This window comes from Streptomyces sp. AM 4-1-1 (assembly GCF_029167625.1).
GTDB lineage: Bacteria > Actinomycetota > Actinomycetes > Streptomycetales > Streptomycetaceae > Streptomyces.
On sequence record NZ_CP119145.1, the window covers coordinates 5,958,456 to 5,976,982 of the forward strand.

Below are 18,527 nucleotides of genomic sequence, written 5' to 3' on the forward strand. Positions count from 1 at the left end.
GAAAACCGGGGAACAGGAGTAGGACGTGACGACGAACGAGACCTTCGACGGGGCGTACACGAGTGGCTGGATGCACCGCTTCGCCGACTCGGCGTACGCCACCGAGACCGAACTCACCGCCCTCGACCAACGGGTCGGCGACGGCGACTTCGGCATCAACCTGAGCGCCGGTGTGCGGGCCGCACTGCGCCTCTTCGACCGGGGCGGCAGTCACGAGAAGGCGTCGGAGCCGCTGGAGACGGTGGCCACCGCCTTCCTCGACGAGATAGGCGGGACCAGCGGTCCTCTCTTCGGGCTGCTGTTCCAGGCGCTGGGAGCGGCCGTCGCCGCCTCCGGCACCACACTGACCACCGCCGGCCTCGCCGAGGGTACGGAGGAGGGGCTGGCCGCCATCCGCCGGGTGGGCGAGGCGGCGCCCGGGGACAAGACACTGGTGGACGCGCTGACCCCGGCGGCCCGGTCGCTGCGCGCCGAACCGGCGGACAGTCCGCCCGACCGCGCGCTGGCCGCGGCGGCGGACGCGGCGTGGCAGGGAGTGCGGGACACGGCCCGGCTGCGGGCGCGGATGGGGCGGGCGAGCTATCTGGGCGACCGGGTGACGGGTGTGCCGGACCCGGGAGCGGTCGGTATCGCCCTGCTCTTCGCCTCGGCCGGAGGCACCGTCCACAGCCTTGAACCGTATCTGCGCGGCGACGGATGACACGTCGACAGGTGACGTGACGAGGTGTCGTGACGCCAGGTGAGGCGGCGACGGACGGCGTGGCGACGGATCACGTGGCGCCGGGTGGCGCCGGGCCGTCGTCGAGAGCGCCGAACCGGAGCCCGGTGCGTGACCCGGGACCCGGTGCGCGCCGCTCCCGGCCACCACGGGAGCGGCACGCACCGGGCGTCTCATCGGCCGGCGGGCCGTGCCTCCGCGGTGACCCGGGAGCGGGCCCAGGCCAGCAGCTCCGGATCACCCAGGGTGCTGACCCAGAGGTCGGCCTGGTCGGCGCCCTGCCCGGCCGGGCGCGGGCCCACGCCCAGCACCCGTAGTCCGGCCCGGCGGGCCGAGTCGATGCCGGTCAGGGAGTCCTCGACCGCCATCGCCGTCTCGGGAGCCACCCCGCAGAGACGGGCCGCGGTCGCGTAGACGTCCGGTTCGGGCTTCGGCCGCACTCCGTCGCCCGGGACGACGACATGGGCGAAGTGGCTGAGCAGCCCGGCCCGCGAGAGGCTGGACTCCACCACCTCCAGCGGGCAGTTGCTGGCGACGGCGAGTGGCAGATGGCCGGCCGCGATCCGCACCAGGGCCGCCGCGCCCGGCATGGTGGCGGGGAATTCGGCGACGAGCGCCGTGAAGTGCTTGAGGAGCGAGTGGATCATGTCGTCGGCGAGTTCCGGTTTCCCGGTCTCCTCGGCCATGAGCGTTCCGCATTCGGTGTAGTGCACGCCCTTCGCGCGCTCGGCGAATCCGGGTGCGGGCTTGAGCCCGAATTCGTGGAAGACCCTGTTGCGGGCGTCCTGCCAGTGCCGTTCGGTGTCCATCAGAGTGCCGTCGCAGTCGAAGACGATGGCTGCCGGGGACCAGGAAAGAATGCGATGAGCTGTCATTTCCCTGCCGTTCTCGGAGAGTGCGCCGGCCCCGCGCAATCGGCGGGCGCCGTGAGGAGTCGGACCGCGGAGTGGGCTCACCCGGCAGACGCGGGTGGGGGTTCCGAGCGGTCGTCGGTGACCGGGCGCGGAGGCGGACGTATCGGCCTCCAGGGGCCCTCCATGACGGAAACGCTCAGGCTTCCTTCGGTTGGCCCCGAAACATCGTGTTGACTACGTTAATTTCGCGCCGGAGAGTGACGCAATCACTACTTCGAGTGTTTGACGGGCGGCCCGTGGCGCAGTACGCGCGAGACGAGGCGGGCGGTCCCGGCCGGTCGGCCGAGTGAGCGGCGCCCGGCAACTTCGTTGCGAAGCAGCCGAATTGGCGCGGGCCGGGCCATGATCGCCGTAGGGGAACGCCGTGTTCGAAAACGGCCAGAAGTGAAGCGGGAACGTCCTCGATGTCACCCCCGCGTGTGCACGGGCGAAGAATAATAATAATCTCCACGCACAATCAGCGATGTGCCGCGTCGGTGGTACGCGGGCGCACTAGATTTCTGCACCGGAATAATGGAGCTGTTGAGCGGAGGCGGAACGGGCGTGCAGGACAGGGCGCGGGTGACCCGAAGGTCGTTATTGGAAGCCGCAGCACATCTCTTCGCCGAACAGGGGTACGCAGGAACGAGCATCAATGACATAAGCGCGCTGTCGGGACGGACCAGCGGGGCGATCTACTTCCACTACTCCAGCAAGGAGAAGCTCGCACTCGCCGTCGTGCGGGAGCAGTTCGCCGCCTGGCCGCAGCTGGCCGCGCGGTACCGGGCCGCCGACGTGCCACCGCTGGAGCGGCTGGTCGCGCTGAGCTTCGAGATCGCCAGGGCCCTGCGGGAGGAGCCCATCGCACGCGCGGGGGCGCGGCTGTGGACGGAGCGCCGCACCATCGACGCGGTGGTGCCCGCGCCGTTCGCGGTCTGGACCGGGGCCGCCACCCGGCTCCTCGCGCAGGCCCGTACCGAGGGGGAACTGGCGGCGGGGGTCGAGCCGTCGGCCACGGCCGGGACCCTGGTCTGCGCCTTCTTCGGGCTGTACACCCTCACGGAGGAACTCGTCGGACAGCAAGGGCTGCTGGACCGGCTGCACGAGTGGTGGCTGCTGGTCCTCAACGCGTTGCAGGCCCGGCCGGACGCGGCCGCGCTGCTGGCGCGCGCCCGCAAGCACGAGTGCGAGCCCGTGGGCGCCCTGCCCTGAGCGCCCGCGGGCCCCTGTCTCAGCCGACGCAGCCCGGTACCGAAGGAGTGCTGCCGACACAGTTGGTGGGAGCGTTGCCGCTGATCGGTGACGAGGTGAGGGTCATGACGCCGTTCGAGCGGTGGACACCACCGGCCAGGACGGCGCGGTTGGCGCTGACCGGGGTGCTGGTGAGGGTGGTCGCGGTCGAGTCGACCGCGGCGATGCCGCCGCCCTGGGCTCCCGAGGTGTTTCCCCGGACGGCGCTGCTGGTGGTGGTCAGGGAGCCCCGCGAGCCGTTGCGGATGCCGCCGCCCTGGCCGGTGGCGGTGTTGTCGGAGACGGTGCTGTTCGTGAACGTCGCCACCGCGCCCTTGGCCGGAGCCGCGATGTCCGCGTTGGCGAGGGCGCCGCCCCTGCCGAGCGCGGTGTTGCCGGTCAGTGTGCCGGCCGTGAGCGTGACGGCCCCGTGGTTGAGGATGCCCCCGCCGTCCGTGGCGGCCCTGCCGTTGCGCAGGGTGACGTTCCCTTTGAGGGTGAGGTCGCCGCCGGGGGCGACCTTGGCGATGCGGAAGGCCGGCGTGCCGGGCGCGGTCGAACGGATGATGGTATCCGTGTCCCCGGTCAGGGTGATCGCGGTGGTGATGATCGGGAGCGCGTTCGGGCCGTCCGCGTCGCTGCTGTGGGGCACGCTCATGGTGTACGTGCAGTCGGCCGCCAGGACGACATTGCCCCCGCCCGCCGCGTTGGCGGCGTCGACCGCGGTGATGAGCGCCGTTTCGTCGCACGCCACGGCCGCTTGCGCGGAGACCGGGTTCAGGGCGGACAGGGCGGTCGCGATCAGTACGGTGGCCCCCGCCGCGGCCGGGAGCGTGCGGAATCCGCGCATCTCAGGCCCCCGCGCAGGGGGTGACGGAGGTTCGGGTGCCGGTCGCGGCCGCGCCGGTCGCCGCCGTTCTCGCGTCGGCGTCGGCCCGCGCCGAGGCGGTCGCGCCGACCGGATGGGCGCCGGCGGTGGGGGAGGTGGTCGTGACGCTGTGACGTTTCATGAGGACCCCTGTGAGGTGGTGAGGGAGGCGAACCCACGGGATCGATCCGGCGCGGCCGGCCGCACCATGGGCAGCGCATCGGATGTGCACGGGTGTGACCCGGAACGGCTCACACCCGGAGCGAAACACGCCGTGTTCGCCGTGTCCTCCCGGCGGTCGGCCCCGGCGGGGACCGTAACCACCGCTCGGTCGGGTGAAGAGCCTGCTCAGAGGCCCCGGAACGGACGGGTGACGTGTCGTTCGGCCGTCCCCCGTCCGGCCGTGCCCGCTGCCCGCCGGATGCCCGGACGCACCGCGTGCGGCGCTCCTCCGGGGCCCTGCCGATCCGCCTGCCCCGGGCCGGCCGGGCGGCACCCCAGGGAGCCCGGACGGCGGGCCGGGAGTGGCGACTCGGGGCGTTCCGCCTGCTTCGTACCCCTGACGAGCGAGCAGAAGATGACCGGAAAGTGCCCTGGTCATACGCAACGCGACTATACGATTTCAATGCGTCATCAGATGCGTCGGCGGCCTGCACAAAACGCGAGGTGAAAGCTTGTCAGGGGACCAACGGGCCGGGGCGGCGCGGCCTCGAACCCCTGGCGACCGCACTCACTCCTCAGCGCCGCCGCGCCCCCCGGTGAGTCGCCGCTCGGCTCGCCCCGGCGGCGTCTTTCAGCCAATCCGAAGCCTATACAGCCGATACAAAGGTTCTTCATGGCCCGTTCTTCCGCGTCCGTCTCCCCCTCTCGCCGGACGCAGTACCTCTGGCCGGCGGTACTGACCCTCGCGTTCCTCACCTTCGCGGCGCCGGTGGTGCTCCTCGCGGCCGACCGTCCCCTCGTCGCCTCGGTGTACGCCGTGGTCGCCCTGGCGGTGCTCGCCCTCCTGACCGCACTGCGCCGGCGGCACAGACGCGCCGACTCCGAGGCCGCCCGTCTGCTGACGGACGTCCGGGAACGCGGCGAGGAGCTGATGCGCCGGGACGCCGACTGGCGTCGCCACACGCAACAGGGCGCCGCCCTCATGAGGGCGGAGGTCGGGCACGTCGTCCAGGAGCGGCTGCCCGCCGCGCTCGCCGGGCGGCAGGACCCGGGCGCCCGGCACGGCGCGGACCGGCTGGACGAGGCCACGGCCGGACTCCTCGACCGGCTGCTGACCGAGGTGCGCGACGCGGTCGAGCACCGCGAGGAGTCCCAGCGGCTGGCGCTGGTGGAACTGGCCAGCCGGGTGCAGACATCGGCCCACCGCATCCAGGCCAGCGTCACGGGGATCTCGGACCGGTATCCGGGAGACGCCGAACTGCTGGAGTCCACCATGCGGGTGGACCACGCGGCCACCCAGCAGGCACGGCACGCGCAGAGCCTCAAGGTGCTCTGCGGCGAATGGCCCGGACAGCAGTGGCAGAAGCCGCTGGCGCTGGTCGACGCGGTACGGGCCGCGTCGGGACGGATCGTCGCGTTCACCCGTGTCGAGGTCTCGGGCGACCCGGACATCGGGATCGCCGCGCCGGTCGTCGAGCCGCTGATCCACCTGATGGCGGAACTCCTCGCCAACGCGACCGAGTACTCCCCGCCGAGCACCGCCGTCCCGGTCACCGTGCGGACCGTGCAGCGCGGCGCCGTCATCGAGGTGGACGACGGCGGCCTGGGGCTCGACGAGTACCGGCTCGCCGAGGCCCGCGAGGTGGTCTCGGGCCGCCGTCTCCTGGGCGTCGGTGACGTCGGTGAGATCCCGCAGACCGGGTTCGCGGTCGTGGGCCGCTTCGCCGACCGGCACGGCTTCCACGTCGACCTCGGCCCGTCCCCGTACGGCGGCGTACGCGCGGTGGTGCTCATCCCGACGGACGTGCTGGAGGCCATCGCCCCGGCGGGCACGCCCGCCGCGCACACCGCCGAGCCGCCGCTCGCCCGGCGTGCGACGGCGACGGGTCCGTCCGTACCCGAACAGTCCACCGGCAGCCGGGCGCCCGAGCCCGCTCCGGCCCACCCGAACCCCTCCGCCACGAGCGGCAGTGACGTTACGTCAGGGGTGGGCGCCGGTGCTCCACCGTCCGACGGGGCCGCGCCCACCGGCGTCACCGGCCCCACGGACCCCTCCGGGGCCGGGACGGCACCCGCTCCCGGCCAGGCCCGTCACGCCGCCCGGAACCCGGCGCCGACCGGCCGCCTCCCGCAGCGGCGTTCACGGCGCGACGCGTACCTGCCGACCGCCGAACCGGCCCCCGCCGCCTCGGCGCCCCCGGTGACACCCGAGGAGGCCGGCGACTGGATGGAGCAGTTCTTCGAGGGCGGCCGTTCCGTGCCCGACCCCCGTCCCGGCCCGCACCAGGGCCAGGGCGGATCAACCCCCCCAACCCCCGATTCCGCAGAAGGACAGGCGTGAGCATGAGTTACGTGGAGAACCCCGAGCAGCGAGGCTGGATGATCTCGGAGGTCGCCGCGGTACCCGGTGTGCGGCAGGCGATCGTCTTCAGCGCCGACGGTCTGCTGCTGGTCAGTTCGGAGGGCATGGACCGGGACTCCGCCGACCGGCTGTCGGCGAACTGCTCGGGCCTCCAGTCCCTGGGACGCAGCCTGGGCCGGGAGTTCGGCGAGGACGGCGGCGCGGTCAACCAGCAGATGGTCGAGTTCAACGGCGGCTTCCTCTTCATGCGCAGCGCCGACAACGTCCATCTGGCGGTGGTGACAGGACCGGTGGTGGACCCGAAGCTGGTGGCCCGGCAGATGCAGGCACAGGTGATGAAGATCGGGGCGGCCAACCTCAGCAGCCCGCCGAGGCCCGGGTCCGTTCGTTGAGCACCCCGGAGGGAGCGTACGAGGACCGGGCGTTACGCCCGTACGTGATCAGCAAGGGGCGCTCCCGTCCCTCTCGTAACACCATCGGTGTCGAGACACTCCTCATCGCCGTCGACCCTCCGCGTGACCTGCCCGTCTCCGCCACCAGGGAGGAGATCGCCCTGATGCGGATGTGCCGGCGGCTGCTCTCCCTGGTGGAGGCGGCCGCCCACCTCGGGCTCCCGGTGAGTCTGGTGAAGGTCCTGGTGTCCGACCTCGTCGACAGCGGTCATCTGTCGGCGCGGTCGGGCGTACCGCAGGCCGTCCTGCCCGACCGACAACTGCTTCAGGAGGTACTGGATGGTCTCCGCAGACTCCGCTGACCGTTACTTGGCCAACACGGTGCAGCAGGCGGTCAAGATCCTCGTCGTGGGCGCGTTCGGCGTCGGCAAGACGACGCTGGTCGGTTCCGTCAGCGAGATCGAGCCGTTGCGGACCGAGGAGGTGATGACCCAGGCGAGCGTCGGAGTGGACGACCTGGCCGGCATGAGCACCAAGTCCACCACCACCGTGGCGATGGACTTCGGACGGATCACCGTCAACTCCCGGATGGTCCTCTACCTCTTCGGCACCCCGGGACAGCGCCGCTTCTGGGATCTGTGGGAGGGCCTGGCCGAAGGCGCGATAGGCGTGCTCGTCCTCGTGGACACCCGGCGTCTGGAGGACAGCTTCGACGTCCTGGAACAACTGGAGATCCGCGGGCTCCCGTTCGCCATCGCGGTCAACCAGTTCCCCGACAGCGAGTACTACGGCATCGAGGAGCTGCGCGGGGCCCTCGACCTGCTGCCGGAGACCCCCGTGGTGATGTGCGACGCCCGGGAGCGCACGTCGTCGCTGGACGCCCTGATCAGCCTCGTCCAATACGTGATGAGCTCCCGCGCATCGCGCGTACCGGAGAACGCCTCATGAGCCACCCCCTTCCGCCGCCCGCCTGCCCCGCGCACGCCCGCACCACCGGCCTCCTCCCGCTCGCCGAGGCGGTCGGCTCCGCCGACCCTCGCGGCACGTACCGCCGGCTGCGCGAGCAGTGGGGGAGCGTCGCCAAGATCGAGCTGGAACCGGGCGTGCCCGCCTGGCTCGTCATGGGCTACCGCGAACTGCTGACCATCACCCGCCAGGAACAGGTCTACTCGCGGGACGCCCGCAACTGGCGCGACCTCAACGACGGAGTGGTCTCCCCCCGGTCGGGGCTCCTGCCGATGATGGCCTGGCGGGCCAACGTCATCGGCGCCGACGGCCCCGAGCACCGCAGACTGCGGCAGCCCCTCGACGACGGCGTCGCCCGGATCGACCAGCGCAGGACCCGACGCCAGGTCGAGACGATGTGCGCCAAGCTGATCGAGGAGTTCTCCGCCCGGGGCAGCGCCGATCTGGTCAACGAGTACGCCACGATCGTCCCGATGCTCTCCATCGCCTCGCTGTTCGGTCTGGACAGCGGCGAGGGGCACGAACTGCTCCAGGCGCTCATCGCGCTCTTCGGCAGCGCCGACGACTCCCAGCTCGGCAACCGCAACTTCGAGGAGATCCTGGCCGACACCCTGCGGGCCCGGCGCGCCGAACCACGGGACGACCTGACGACCGCCCTGCTCGGGCACCCCAATCTGCGCGACGAGGCCGAGCACCTCCAGTCGATGGTGGTGATGATCTCCGCAGGCAACGAGACCGTCACCGCCTGGATCTCCCACACCCTGCGGCTGATGCTCACGGACCCCCGCTTCGCGGCCCGGATGCACGGTGGCCGGCTCGGCGTCGACGACGCGCTCGACGAGGCGTTGTGGCGCGATCCCCCGATGAACAACATGCCGGCCCGGTACGCGCTGCGCGACACCGAGCTGGGCGGCCAGCACATCCGGCGCGGTGACGTCCTCATCCTGGGCATCGCGGCGGCCAACGACGATCCCGCCGTCCGCTCGGAGACCGGCGAGGTGGAACCGGGCAACCGGGCCCATCTGGCCTTCTCGTCCGGCGCCCACGTCTGCCCCGCCCAGGTGCCCGCCCGGCTGATCACCCGTACGGCGGTCAACACCGTCCTGAACCTGCTCCCCGACATGCGGCTCGCCGTCCCGGCGGAGAACGTGACCTGGCGCCCCTCACCCTGGACCCGGGTGCCCGTCTCGCTGCCCGTGGAGTTCTCCGCCAGGTACACGACAGCCATCGGTCCCGACCGGAAGACTCCCCACTGAGCCGACCACCCCCCGCCCCACCCTGGAGGAACACATGACCGCCCATGCGATACCCCCGCCCATGGACGTCCCGGTCGTCACCCTGGACCCCTACGGCACCGACCACCACGCGGAGGCGGCCCGGCTGCGCGAGCTGGGACCCGTCGTACGGGTCCTGCTCCCCGGAGACGTACTGGCCTGGTCGGTCACCGACCACGCCCTGCTGAACGACATGGTCGCCGATCCCCGCTTCAGCAAGGACTGGCACAACTGGAGCGCCGTCCGCCGCGGCGAGATACCCGACGACTGGCCCCTCATAGGCATGGTGAAGGTCACCAACATGGTCACCGCGGACGGCCAGGAGCACCGCAGACTCCGCAGACTGGTGACCGAGACCTTCACCCCACGCCGGGTCCAGGAGCTCCGCCCCCGCATCGAGGGCATCGTGAACGACCTGCTGGACGCACTGCCCTCGCACGCGGCGGCCGACGGGACCGTCGATCTGCGGCTGCACTTCGCGCACCCGGTCCCCATGCGGGTGATCTGTGAACTCTTCGGCGTCCCGGAGCACGAGCGGCCCCGGCTGCGCGAGCTGATGGACAACATCTTCCGTTCCGACCTCGCACCCGAGGAGGTCGGGGCCAGCCAGACCGAGCAGTACCAGCTGCTCGCCCGGGTCGTCGAGACCCGGCGGAAGCACCCGGGTGACGATCTGACCAGCGCGCTCGTCGCCGCCCGGGAGGCCGACCCGGACGCGCTGAGCGAGGACGAACTCGTCGGCACCCTGCTGGTCATGCTCTCCGCGGGCCAGGAGACCACGCTCAGCCTGATCACCAACGCGGTACGCGCCCTGCTCACCCACCCCGACCAGCGCGCCCTCGCCGAGAACGGCGACGCTTCGGTCTGGGCCGCCGTGGTGGAGGAGACCCTGCGCTGGGACGCCCCGATCGGGAACTTCCCGTTCCGGTACCCGCTGGAGGACGTCGAGATCGCCGGGGTCCGCATCCCCGAGGGCGAGGCGATCATGGCCCCGTACAGCGCGGTCGGCCGCGACGAGCACCAGCACGGCGAGGACGCCGGGCGTTTCGACATCACCCGTGAACAGCGCAAGCACCTGGCGTTCGGCCACGGCCCGCACTTCTGCCTCGGCGCCCCGCTGGCCAGGCTGGAGGCCGCGCTCGCGCTGCCCGCCGTCTTCGCGCGCTACCCGGGTCTGACCCTCGCGGCGGACCCGGACCGGCTGCCTCCCGTGCCGTCGCTGTTCTCCAACAGCACGGCCACCCTGCCGGTCCGGCTGACCGCCCCGGCCTGAACGGCCACGCCCCGGTGAGAGCCGGGCGCGCCCGCACGACGACACCCCGCAGGCCGGACGCCGAGTCCGGCAGGCGGGGTGCGGTCGTCCCCGGCCCGTCCCGGATTGTCGGCCGTTGGTGTGAGAGTCGCCCGCTTCGTGCGGCGTACCGCGTGTCACGAGGGATGTATGGCTGCCGGGTGCCGTATTGGCGGCGCCTCGGTCAGTCCCGCCCCGGCCGACGGTCCGGGCAGGCATGGAAGGAGCACTCCGTGATGCGAACAAGACTGGTGTCCGCCGCCGTGATGGGCATAGCGATGGCGGGCGTCCCGGCGCCCCAGGCATTCGCCGAGTCCGTGAGCGACCTGGACACGTCCTTCGTGAAATCCGTCCACCAGGGCAACCTCGCGGAGATCGCCGCCGGGCAGGACGCCCGGAAGAACGGCCGCAGCCTCTGCGTGAAGACGATCGGCGAGGTGCTGGTACGTGATCACGGCATGCTCGACGCGGACCTCAAGACGCTGGCGGCCAAGCTCGACATCCCGCTGTCCACGACACCGACCGCGGACCAGCGGCGGACACTCGACGACGTGCGCGCCAAGGCGGGCACCGATGCCTACGACAGTGCCTGGCTGACGGCCCAGGAGGCCGCGCACACCAAGACCCTGGCACTGCTCGACGACGAGCTGAGGAACGGGAAGAACGTCGAGGTCAAGGCCGCCGCCGGGACCGCGCGGCCGGTGGTCGCCGAGCATCTGGCGATGGTGCGCGGCGGCACCTGCCACGTGGCCAAGGACATCGGGGTGGTCCACGCGGGCAGCGGCGGCCAGTTCGCCGCCGCGGCCGAAGGCCGGGACTCGGGTGCGGCGGGGACGGCCACCCTCGCCGGGGGCGGGCTCCTCGCGGCGGGCGGGGCCGCCGCACTGCTGCGCGGCCGGCGCCGGCCGGCCGGGCGCCGCTGACCCGACGCCATGACGCGCCGCACCGTGACCGCCGCGCTGGCGGTCTGCTGCGGGCTGAGCGCGATGCTGGCCGGATGGTTCTCGGCCGGCGGCCCGCGGCAGGCCCCGGAGGACGCCGGGGCGCTGCCCTCGGCCGCGTCGGCGCGCTCGGCGAGCGGCGCCGACGCGCCGACCCCGCCGATGGCCGTCCGCGGCCCCGGCGGCTTCCGGGCCCCGCTGGTCCCGGTCGCGGCCGGTGCCGACGGGGCCCTGGCCCTGCGGCCCGACGGACGGACCGGCGGCTGGTGGGCCCTGGGCGCCCCTGCCGGGGCGGCCCGGGGGACGCTCCTGATCGCCGGGCACGTCGACGTGCGGGGAAAGGGGCTCGGGGCGTTCGCCGCGCTGTACCGGCTCGGCCCGGGGGACCGGGTCGAGGTGACGGGCGCGGACGGCCGCGTCCGTCCGTACCGCCTCACCGCCCGTCGCACCTACGCCCGGCAGGCGCTGCCCGCCGACCTGTTCAGCCGGTCAGGGCCGCACCGGCTGGCCCTGGTGACGTGCGCCGGGCGGTACGACCGCGCGACGGGCGGCTACGCGGACAACCTCGTGCTGTACGGGACACCGGTGAAGGGGACGGGGACGCGGGAGCCGCCGGGCAGAGCGGGCGCGGCGGGCTGACCGGACGGGCCGGCCCGGCGTCCCCGTCCCCGCCTCTCCCGCCGCGCCGGTTCGGTGAAGGGGAGACCTTCCGCCCCGGCGGTCTGCCCCGCCGACCCGGCGGGAAACACCCGGACCTCCGGCGTGTGACCGGAATTCCTCGGGGCAACAGACTGTCCAGAGGTCGATAACCGCTGGTGGAACACGCGTCAGCGCCGTCGCGGGGCCCGGACGCCCGTCGTCCGGGCCCCGCCGCGCACAGGCGGGCGTCAGCGCAGATGAAGGTCCGGGGCGAGGAAAGGCGGTTGTCGTGCGCAGTGTGGGTGTCGAGGAAGAACTTCTCCTGGTGAATCCGGAGAACGGGGAAGCGCAGGCGGTGTCCACGGCGGTGCTGGCCGCGGCGTCCCGGAACGGGACGGGGGACGATGTCTTTGAACCCGAACTCCACCGGCAGCAACTGGAGTTCGCGACCCGCCCGCAGACCGACATGGGCGAGCTGTCCGACGAGATCAGGCGCTGGCGGTCCGAGGCGGCGCGGCACGCGGAGCACGTGGGCGCGGCCGTGGTCGCCCTGGCCACGTCCCCCGTACCGGTCAGCCCGGCGATCAACACCGGGGAGCGCTACCAGTGGCTCCAGGAGCAGTTCGGGCTGACCGTCCAGGAACAGCTCACCGGCGGATGCCATGTCCATGTGTCCGTCGAATCCGACGAGGAGGGCGTCGCGGTCCTGGACCGGATCAGGCCCTGGCTGTCCGTGCTGCTCGCGCTCAGCGCCAACTCCCCCTTCTGGCAGGGCAAGGACACCCGGTACAGCAGCTACCGCAGCCGGGTGTGGGGGCGCTGGCCCTCGGCCGGGCCGACGGAGGTGTTCGGCTCCGCCGACCGGTACCACGAGACGGTGGACGCCATGGTCGGCTCCGAGGTGCTCAGGGACAAGGGGATGATCTACTTCGACGCGCGCCTCTCGCACCGCTATCCCACCGTGGAGATCCGGGTCGCGGACGTCTGCCTGGAGTCCGCCACGACGGCGCTCCTCGCCACGCTCGCCCGAGGGCTGGTGGAGACCGCGGCGCGCGAGTGGCGTGCCGGGGAACCGCCCGTCGGCCATGGGACGGGACTGCTGCGGCTGGCCGCCTGGCGGGCCGCGAGGTCGGGTCTTGAGGAGCGGCTGCTGCATCCCGTCACGCTGGCCCCGGAGCCCGCCGAGACGGTGGTGCGCGCGCTCTTCGACCACGTACGGGACGCGCTGGAGGACAGCGACGACGTACTGCCCGCCCAGGAGGCACTGGGGGCGGTGCTCAAGACCGGCAGCGGCGCCCGGATTCAGCGCGAGCTGTTGCAGCGGACCGGAAGCCTGCGTGACGTCGTCACCGAGTGCGTGCGCAGGACTCGCGCGTAACGCTCCCGGGGAAGCGGGGTCCGGGCCGCGTCCCGGGCCCGCCGCGGCCGGCATCCGACTGGAACGCGTCCTGGCGGGTACGCGTGGCGCGTACGCGGACCACCGTGCGTCCGACGGAGGACGCACCGGAGAGAGGAGTGGTTTCACCGTGAGCACCCGAACAGACCGAACGAACCGGATGGACCTGACGGGCCGCGCGGCGGCGGTCGACGGCCCTCCGTCACGGCGCTCCGTGGAGTCCGAGCGGGCCGTACGGACCTGCCGCTCGGCCCTGGAGAGGGGCGCGGGCGCGGCCGAGCGCGGTCCGGAGTCGAACATCTTCCGGGGCGAGGACTGACCGCCCCGGGCACACACCGGTCCGCGCCCCGCGCACACGAGGGCGAGGGCCGCGCCCCGGCCGCCCGGGGGAGCGCCCCGGGCCCGGCCGAGCCCGGTGGAAGCGGCCGGACCGGTCAGCCGCGTGTCACGCGATGCCGTTCGTTCGGCACGCAGTGGGTCATCGTCAGACCGGAGACGTCCCGGGGCGGGTTGTCCCCGAGCCGGGCGAGGCGGGCCCGGTCCTCGTCGGTGAGCGTCTGCCCGACCAGCGGCTCCAGCGCGGCGACGTCCCGGGCACTGATGCCCAGCCCCTCGCCCACCCGCTTCCCCAGCTCGTTCTCGACGAGCAGGAAGTGCCAGACCATGCGCTCCCGCACGGGCCGGTCGCACTGCGAGAGCAGATCCACGAAGTTGCGCACCAGGTCGTCCCGCTCCCACTGCTCCATGAGCAGATAGCGCTGACCGGCCTGCTGGTAGTCGTTGGCCCGGGGGATGCGCCGACGGGTCAGCCGGCCGCGCAGCTCCGGACCCTGCTCGTCGTGCGTCGGGTACTCGCCCTCACGCAGACCGCCGCTGATCGACGGCTCGTAGTTGACCTGCGGGCTGTCGGCCGCCCCGTCCACGTGATAAGTCATCTGGCCGTCGCGCTGGTTGGTGTGCACCCGCGCGTTCTTCGGCTGGTTGACCGGCAGCTGGAGGTAGTTCGCGCCGACCCGGTGGCGCTGGGTGTCGCTGTACGAGAAGGTGCGGCCGACCAGCATCTTGTCGTCGGAGAAGTCCAGACCGTCGACCAGCACCCCGGTGCCGAAGGAGATCTGCTCGTTCTCGGCGAAGTAGTTCTCCGGCATCCGGTCGAGCACCATCCTGCCGACCGGCCGCGGCGGGAAGTCCTGCTCGGGCCAGGTCTTGGTGTCGTCCAGCGGGTCGAAGTCCAGCTCCGGGTGCTCGTCGTCGTCCATCATCTGCACCAGCAGTTCCCACTCGGGGTGGTCGCCCCGGGCCACCGCCTCGTACAGGTCCTTGGTGGCGTGTCCCAGGCCGTCGGCCTGGACCTGGGCGGCGTCCTCCTCGGTCATGCTGCGCACGCCCTGCTTGGGCATCCAGTGGTACTTGACCAGGACGGTCCGGCCCTCGGCGTTGACCCACTTGTAGGTGTTGACCCCGAACCCCTGCATATGACGGTAGTCGGCGGGAATCCCGCGCGGGCCGAACAGATTGACGAGCATGTGCAGGGTCTCCGGGGTCTGCGACATGAAGTCGAAGATCCGGCGGGGCTGCTGCTCGAAGGTGACGGGGTCGGGCTTGAGCGCGTGGATCACGTCGGGGAACTTGATCGCGTCCCGGATGAAGAACACCGCCAGGTTGTTGCCGACCAGGTCCCAGTTGCCGTCCTCGGTGTAGAACTTCACCGCGAACCCCCGCGGGTCCCGGGCCGCCTCCGACGAGTCCCGGCCGCCGATCACCGTCGAGAAGCGGACGGCGACGTCGGTGCGGGCACCGGCCGTCCGGAACAGCTTGGCCCGGGTGTACCGCTCGACGGGTTCGTCGCCCCACCGGCCGTACGCCTCGAAGTAGCCGTACGCCGTTACGCCGCGCGCGTGAACGACGCGCTCGGGGACGCGTTCCCGGTCGAAATGGCTGATCTTCTCCAGGAACTGGTAGTTCTCCAGCGTCGCGGGACCGCGCGCCCCGACCGTGCGCTGATTCTGGTTGTCGTAGACCTGGTGGCCCTGCCGGTTGGTGAGCACAGGACGGTCGTCGCCCGGTGCGGGGCCCTGGCTCGCTACATCCGTCACGCTTCCTCAGCTCCTCGAATCCGGATTCCCTGGGGCGCATCGGCGGGTGCGCCTGCCCATATCGCACCAAACAACCCCCGAAGGTGCGACATGGGCCGCGCGCGACCCTTTCGGTGGCCGAGCGGGCGCATCCCGGGCCGGAGATGCCCAGACTGGACGCATCGGAATTCGGTGTCCGCCGACATGCGGTCGGCACGGTCCGGGAAGGCGCGTGTCATGAAGAAACTTGGTCTGCCGGACGGAATCAGAGCTTGCCTGTTCGACCTCGACGGAGTCATCACGAAAACGGCCGTCGTCCACGCGGCGGCCTGGAAGGACATGTTCGACGCGTTCCTGCGCGACCGTGACGGCGAGGGCTTCCGCCCGTTCGACTCCTCGGACTACGACGAGTACGTGGACGGACGGCCCCGCGCCGACGGGGTACGCGCCTTCCTGGCGTCCCGGAACATCGCGCTCCCCGACGGGAGCCCCGACGACGACCCCACCGAGAACACGGTGAGCGGCCTCGGCAACCGCAAGAACGTGCTCCTGCTGGAGAAGATCCGCACCCAGGGCGTCGAGGCGTACCCCGGTTCGCTGCGGTACATCGCGGCCGTGCGCGAACACGGTCTGCGGACGGCCGTCGTCTCCTCCAGCACCAACTGCCAGGACATCCTGAAGGCGGTCGACGCGGAGTCCCTGTTCGAGGTGCGCATCGACGGGGTGGTGGCCGCCGAACGCGGACTCCCCGGCAAGCCCCACCCCGACACCTTCCTCGCGGCGGCCCGCGAACTCGGCGTGGAGGCCTCGGCCGCCGCCGTCTTCGAGGACGCGCTGGCCGGGATGGACGCGGGCCGGGCCGGGAACTTCGGATACGTCGTCGGGGTCGACCGGGTCGGCCAGGCCGCCGCGCTGAGCGCCCATGGCGCCGACACCGTTGTGACCGACCTCGCCGACCTGGAGTCCGACCTGTGATCACCCATTCCTCGTACACCGTCGAGCCGTGGGCGCTCGGCGAGAGCGAACTCCGGCTCGACGTGCTGCCGCAGAGCGAGTCCGTCTTCGCCCTGTCCAACGGCCACATCGGCTGGCGCGGCAACCTGGACGAGGGCGAGCCGCACGGACTGCCCGGCAGCTACCTCAACGGCGTCCACGAACTGCACCCCCTGCCCTACGCCGAGGCCGGGTACGGCTATCCGGAGTCCGGCCAGACGGCCATCAACGTCACCAACGGGAAGATCATCCGGTTGCTCGTCAACGACGAGCCGTTCGATCTGCGCTACGGGCGGCTCGTGTCGCACAAGCGGGTCCTCGACCTGCGGACCGGGCTGCTGCACCGCACCTGCGAGTGGACCTCGCCGGCCGGATGCACGGTCAGGGTGCGCTCCACCCGGCTCGTCTCGTTCACCCAGCGGTCCATCGCGGCCGTCTCGTACGAGGTCGAGGCGGTGGACGCGGAGGTGCGCGTCGTCGTGCAGTCCGAGCTGGTGGCCAACGAGCAGCTGCCCTCGGTGACCGGCGATCCGCGCGTCGCCGCCACCCTGGAGTCACCGCTGGTCCCGGAGGAGGACTTCGCCACCGGGACGCGGATGCGGCTGGTGCACCGCACCGACCGCAGCGGGCTGCGGGTCGCGGTCGCCGCCGATCACGTTGTGGAGGGGCCCGACGGGACCGGGTCCAGCAGCGAGAGCGGCCCGGACGTGGCCCGGCTCACCGTCACCTCCGTGCTGGCGCCCGGTGAGCGGCTGCGGATGGAGAAGACGGTGTCCTACGGCTGGTCGGGGGTCAGATCGCTGCCCGGGGTGCGCGACCAGGTGGAGGCCGCGCTCGCCGGAGCCCGCAGCACCGGCTGGCAGGGACTGGTCGACGACCAGCGGGAGTACCTGGACGCGTTCTGGGCGCGCGCCGACGTCGAGGTCGAGGGCGACGGCGAGACCCAGCAGGCCGTCCGCTTCGCCCTCTTCCACGTCCTCCAGGCGGGCGCCCGCGCGGAACAGCGCGCCATTCCCGCCAAGGGCATGACGGGGTCCGGGTACGACGGCCACTCCTTCTGGGACACCGAGGCGTTCGTGCTCCCGCTGCTGACCTACACGGCGCCGCAGGCGGTCTCCGAGGCGCTGCGCTGGCGGCAGGACACCCTGCCAGCCGCCCGCGAGCGGGCGCACCAGCTCGGGCTGCGGGGCGCGGCCTTCCCCTGGCGGACCATCGACGGCTCGGAGTGCTCGGCGTACTGGCCCGCCGGGACCGCCGCCTTCCATGTGAACGCCGATATCGCGGACGCCGTCGTGCGGTACGTCTCCGCCACCGGGGACGAGACGTTCGAGCGGGAGACCGCGGTGGAGATCCTGGTGGAGACGGCCCGGCTGTGGAGTTCGCTCGGCCACCACGACCACCACGGCCGCTTCCACATCGACGGTGTCACCGGGCCGGACGAGTACAGCGCCGTCATGGACGACAACACGTACACCAACCTCATGGCCCAGTCGAACCTGCGGGCCGCCGTCGACGTCGTGGAGCGGCACCCCCGGCAGGCGGCGGCGTTCGGCGTCGACGACGAGGAGAGCGCCGCCTGGCGGGACGCGGCGGACGCCATGTCCGTCCCGTACAACAAGGAGCTGGAGGTGCACGAGCAGCACCACGGTTCCACCGGGCACCAGGTGTGGGACTTCGCGGGTACGTCCCCCGACCAGTACCCGCTGATGCTGCACTTCCCGTACTTCGACCTGTACCGCAAACAGGTGGTCAAACAGGCCGATCTGGTGCTGGCGATGTATCTGCGCGGTGACTACTTCGACGCGGAGCAGAAGGCGCGCAACTTCGCCTACTACGAGGCGCTGACCGTCCGGGACTCCTCGCTCTCGGCGTGCGTGCAGGCGGTCATGGCCGCCGAGGTCGGCCATCTGCGGCTCGCCCACGACTACTTGGTCGAGGCCGCCCGGATGGACCTGGAGGACCTGGAGAACAACACCCGCGACGGACTGCACATCGCGTCGCTCGCGGGTACCTGGATGGCGCTGGTCGCCGGATTCGGGGGGATGCGGCACCGGGGCGGGACACTGGCGTTCACCCCGAGGCTGCCGGAGAAGTTCAGCCGGCTCGCCTTCATGCTCCAGATCCGGGGCCGTTGTCTGCGGGTGGAGATCAGTGCCGCCGAGACGGCCTACCGACTGCTGGAGGGGGAGCCGCTGGAGATCCGCCATCACGGTGAACAGGTGACCGTCACGCGGGACGCCACCGAGCGGCGCGGGATTCCGCCGCTCGCTTCCCGCCCGGCGCCCCAGCAGCCACCGGGGCGCAGCCCGGTACGCCACGAATGAGAC

Annotated in this window: 18 protein-coding genes; 14 read left to right on the forward strand and 4 right to left on the reverse strand. The window is 72.0% G+C overall.

The window, feature by feature from the left end; genetic code table 11:
• The first annotated feature begins 25 nt into the window (after positions 1-25).
• Positions 26-700, forward strand: coding sequence for a dihydroxyacetone kinase subunit DhaL (gene dhaL / locus PZB75_RS25190; protein ID WP_275537573.1), 675 nt, complete (start codon positions 26-28; stop codon positions 698-700).
• A gap of 191 nt (positions 701-891) precedes the next feature.
• On the opposite strand, the gene PZB75_RS25195 is transcribed toward dhaL, so the two are convergent.
• Entirely contained in the window at positions 892-1,593 is a 702-nt protein-coding gene (locus PZB75_RS25195; RefSeq protein WP_275537574.1) for an HAD family phosphatase, read from the reverse strand.
• A gap of 552 nt (positions 1,594-2,145) precedes the next feature.
• On the opposite strand from PZB75_RS25195, the gene PZB75_RS25200 reads away from it, so the two are divergent.
• Positions 2,146-2,823 (forward strand): ScbR family autoregulator-binding transcription factor, encoded by a 678-nt coding sequence (locus tag PZB75_RS25200; RefSeq protein WP_275537575.1) that lies wholly within the window; start codon positions 2,146-2,148, stop codon positions 2,821-2,823.
• Between the two features lie 19 nt (positions 2,824-2,842).
• Here the strand turns inward: PZB75_RS25200 and PZB75_RS25205 are convergent, their stop codons facing one another.
• Positions 2,843-3,691, reverse strand: coding sequence for a hypothetical protein (locus PZB75_RS25205; protein ID WP_275537576.1), 849 nt, complete (start codon positions 3,689-3,691; stop codon positions 2,843-2,845).
• A gap of 1 nt (position 3,692) precedes the next feature.
• The gene (locus PZB75_RS25210; RefSeq protein WP_275537577.1) at positions 3,693-3,851 is read right to left on the reverse strand and encodes a hypothetical protein; all 159 of its coding nucleotides are present in this window, start codon (positions 3,849-3,851) and stop codon (positions 3,693-3,695) included.
• 693 nt (positions 3,852-4,544) lie between these two features.
• Between PZB75_RS25210 and PZB75_RS25215 the strand changes: the two genes are divergently transcribed.
• The 10 genes from PZB75_RS25215 (at position 4,545) to PZB75_RS25260 (ending at position 13,451) form a co-directional block, all read left to right on the forward strand.
• Positions 4,545-6,212: an ATP-binding protein gene (locus PZB75_RS25215; protein ID WP_275537578.1), complete on the forward strand. Its 1,668-nt coding sequence runs from the start codon at positions 4,545-4,547 to the stop codon at positions 6,210-6,212.
• Between the two features lie 2 nt (positions 6,213-6,214).
• Entirely contained in the window at positions 6,215-6,625 is a 411-nt protein-coding gene (locus PZB75_RS25220) for a roadblock/LC7 domain-containing protein (protein ID WP_275537579.1), read from the forward strand.
• Positions 6,622-6,987: a DUF742 domain-containing protein gene (locus PZB75_RS25225; protein ID WP_275537580.1), complete on the forward strand. Its 366-nt coding sequence runs from the start codon at positions 6,622-6,624 to the stop codon at positions 6,985-6,987. The genes PZB75_RS25220 and PZB75_RS25225 overlap by 4 nt, the downstream gene beginning before the upstream one ends.
• The gene (locus PZB75_RS25230; RefSeq protein WP_275537581.1) at positions 6,965-7,573 is read left to right on the forward strand and encodes an ATP/GTP-binding protein; all 609 of its coding nucleotides are present in this window, start codon (positions 6,965-6,967) and stop codon (positions 7,571-7,573) included. Before PZB75_RS25225 ends, PZB75_RS25230 begins: the two co-directional genes overlap by 23 nt.
• Positions 7,570-8,847, forward strand: a complete 1,278-nt coding sequence (locus PZB75_RS25235) for a cytochrome P450 (RefSeq protein ID WP_275537582.1) — start codon at positions 7,570-7,572, stop codon at positions 8,845-8,847. Before PZB75_RS25230 ends, PZB75_RS25235 begins: the two co-directional genes overlap by 4 nt.
• Before the next feature lie 34 nt (positions 8,848-8,881).
• The gene (locus PZB75_RS25240; protein ID WP_275537583.1) at positions 8,882-10,138 is read left to right on the forward strand and encodes a cytochrome P450; all 1,257 of its coding nucleotides are present in this window, start codon (positions 8,882-8,884) and stop codon (positions 10,136-10,138) included.
• Positions 10,139-10,392: 254 nt separating this feature from the next.
• Positions 10,393-11,079 (forward strand): DUF4142 domain-containing protein, encoded by a 687-nt coding sequence (locus PZB75_RS25245; RefSeq protein WP_275537584.1) that lies wholly within the window; start codon positions 10,393-10,395, stop codon positions 11,077-11,079.
• A gap of 9 nt (positions 11,080-11,088) precedes the next feature.
• Entirely contained in the window at positions 11,089-11,736 is a 648-nt protein-coding gene (locus PZB75_RS25250) for a class F sortase (protein ID WP_275537585.1), read from the forward strand.
• Positions 11,737-12,025: 289 nt separating this feature from the next.
• Complete coding sequence (locus PZB75_RS25255) at positions 12,026-13,114, forward strand: glutamate--cysteine ligase (RefSeq protein WP_275537586.1); 1,089 nt, start codon at positions 12,026-12,028, stop codon at positions 13,112-13,114.
• Between the two features lie 148 nt (positions 13,115-13,262).
• Complete coding sequence (locus PZB75_RS25260; RefSeq protein WP_275537587.1) at positions 13,263-13,451, forward strand: hypothetical protein; 189 nt, start codon at positions 13,263-13,265, stop codon at positions 13,449-13,451.
• A 115-nt stretch (positions 13,452-13,566) separates the two neighbouring features.
• Here the strand turns inward: PZB75_RS25260 and PZB75_RS25265 are convergent, their stop codons facing one another.
• A complete protein-coding gene (locus PZB75_RS25265) occupies positions 13,567-15,228 on the reverse strand; it encodes a catalase (RefSeq protein WP_275537588.1) in 1,662 nt (553 codons plus the stop codon).
• 216 nt (positions 15,229-15,444) lie between these two features.
• Between PZB75_RS25265 and PZB75_RS25270 the strand changes: the two genes are divergently transcribed.
• Together PZB75_RS25270 and PZB75_RS25275 are read left to right on the forward strand one after the other, a co-directional pair.
• Complete coding sequence (locus tag PZB75_RS25270) at positions 15,445-16,182, forward strand: beta-phosphoglucomutase family hydrolase (protein ID WP_275537589.1); 738 nt, start codon at positions 15,445-15,447, stop codon at positions 16,180-16,182.
• Entirely contained in the window at positions 16,179-18,524 is a 2,346-nt protein-coding gene (locus PZB75_RS25275) for a glycosyl hydrolase family 65 protein (protein ID WP_275537590.1), read from the forward strand. The genes PZB75_RS25270 and PZB75_RS25275 overlap by 4 nt, the downstream gene beginning before the upstream one ends.
• Positions 18,525-18,527: the final 3 nt, after the last annotated feature.

Bases quoted from the DNA above. Each gene is read 5' to 3' on its own strand.
- PZB75_RS25195 (WP_275537574.1), bottom strand. From the start codon at position 1,593: ATGACAGCTCATCGCATTCTTTCCTGGTCCCCGGCAGCCATCGTCTTC.
- PZB75_RS25200 (WP_275537575.1), top strand. From the start codon at position 2,146: ATGGAGCTGTTGAGCGGAGGCGGAACGGGCGTGCAGGACAGGGCGCGG.
- PZB75_RS25205 (WP_275537576.1), bottom strand. From the start codon at position 3,691: ATGCGCGGATTCCGCACGCTCCCGGCCGCGGCGGGGGCCACCGTACTG.
- PZB75_RS25210 (WP_275537577.1), bottom strand. From the start codon at position 3,851: ATGAAACGTCACAGCGTCACGACCACCTCCCCCACCGCCGGCGCCCAT.
- PZB75_RS25215 (WP_275537578.1), top strand. From the start codon at position 4,545: ATGGCCCGTTCTTCCGCGTCCGTCTCCCCCTCTCGCCGGACGCAGTAC.
- PZB75_RS25220 (WP_275537579.1), top strand. From the start codon at position 6,215: ATGAGTTACGTGGAGAACCCCGAGCAGCGAGGCTGGATGATCTCGGAG.
- PZB75_RS25230 (WP_275537581.1), top strand. From the start codon at position 6,965: ATGGTCTCCGCAGACTCCGCTGACCGTTACTTGGCCAACACGGTGCAG.
- PZB75_RS25235 (WP_275537582.1), top strand. From the start codon at position 7,570: ATGAGCCACCCCCTTCCGCCGCCCGCCTGCCCCGCGCACGCCCGCACC.
- PZB75_RS25240 (WP_275537583.1), top strand. From the start codon at position 8,882: ATGACCGCCCATGCGATACCCCCGCCCATGGACGTCCCGGTCGTCACC.
- PZB75_RS25245 (WP_275537584.1), top strand. From the start codon at position 10,393: ATGCGAACAAGACTGGTGTCCGCCGCCGTGATGGGCATAGCGATGGCG.
- PZB75_RS25250 (WP_275537585.1), top strand. From the start codon at position 11,089: ATGACGCGCCGCACCGTGACCGCCGCGCTGGCGGTCTGCTGCGGGCTG.
- PZB75_RS25270 (WP_275537589.1), top strand. From the start codon at position 15,445: ATGAAGAAACTTGGTCTGCCGGACGGAATCAGAGCTTGCCTGTTCGAC.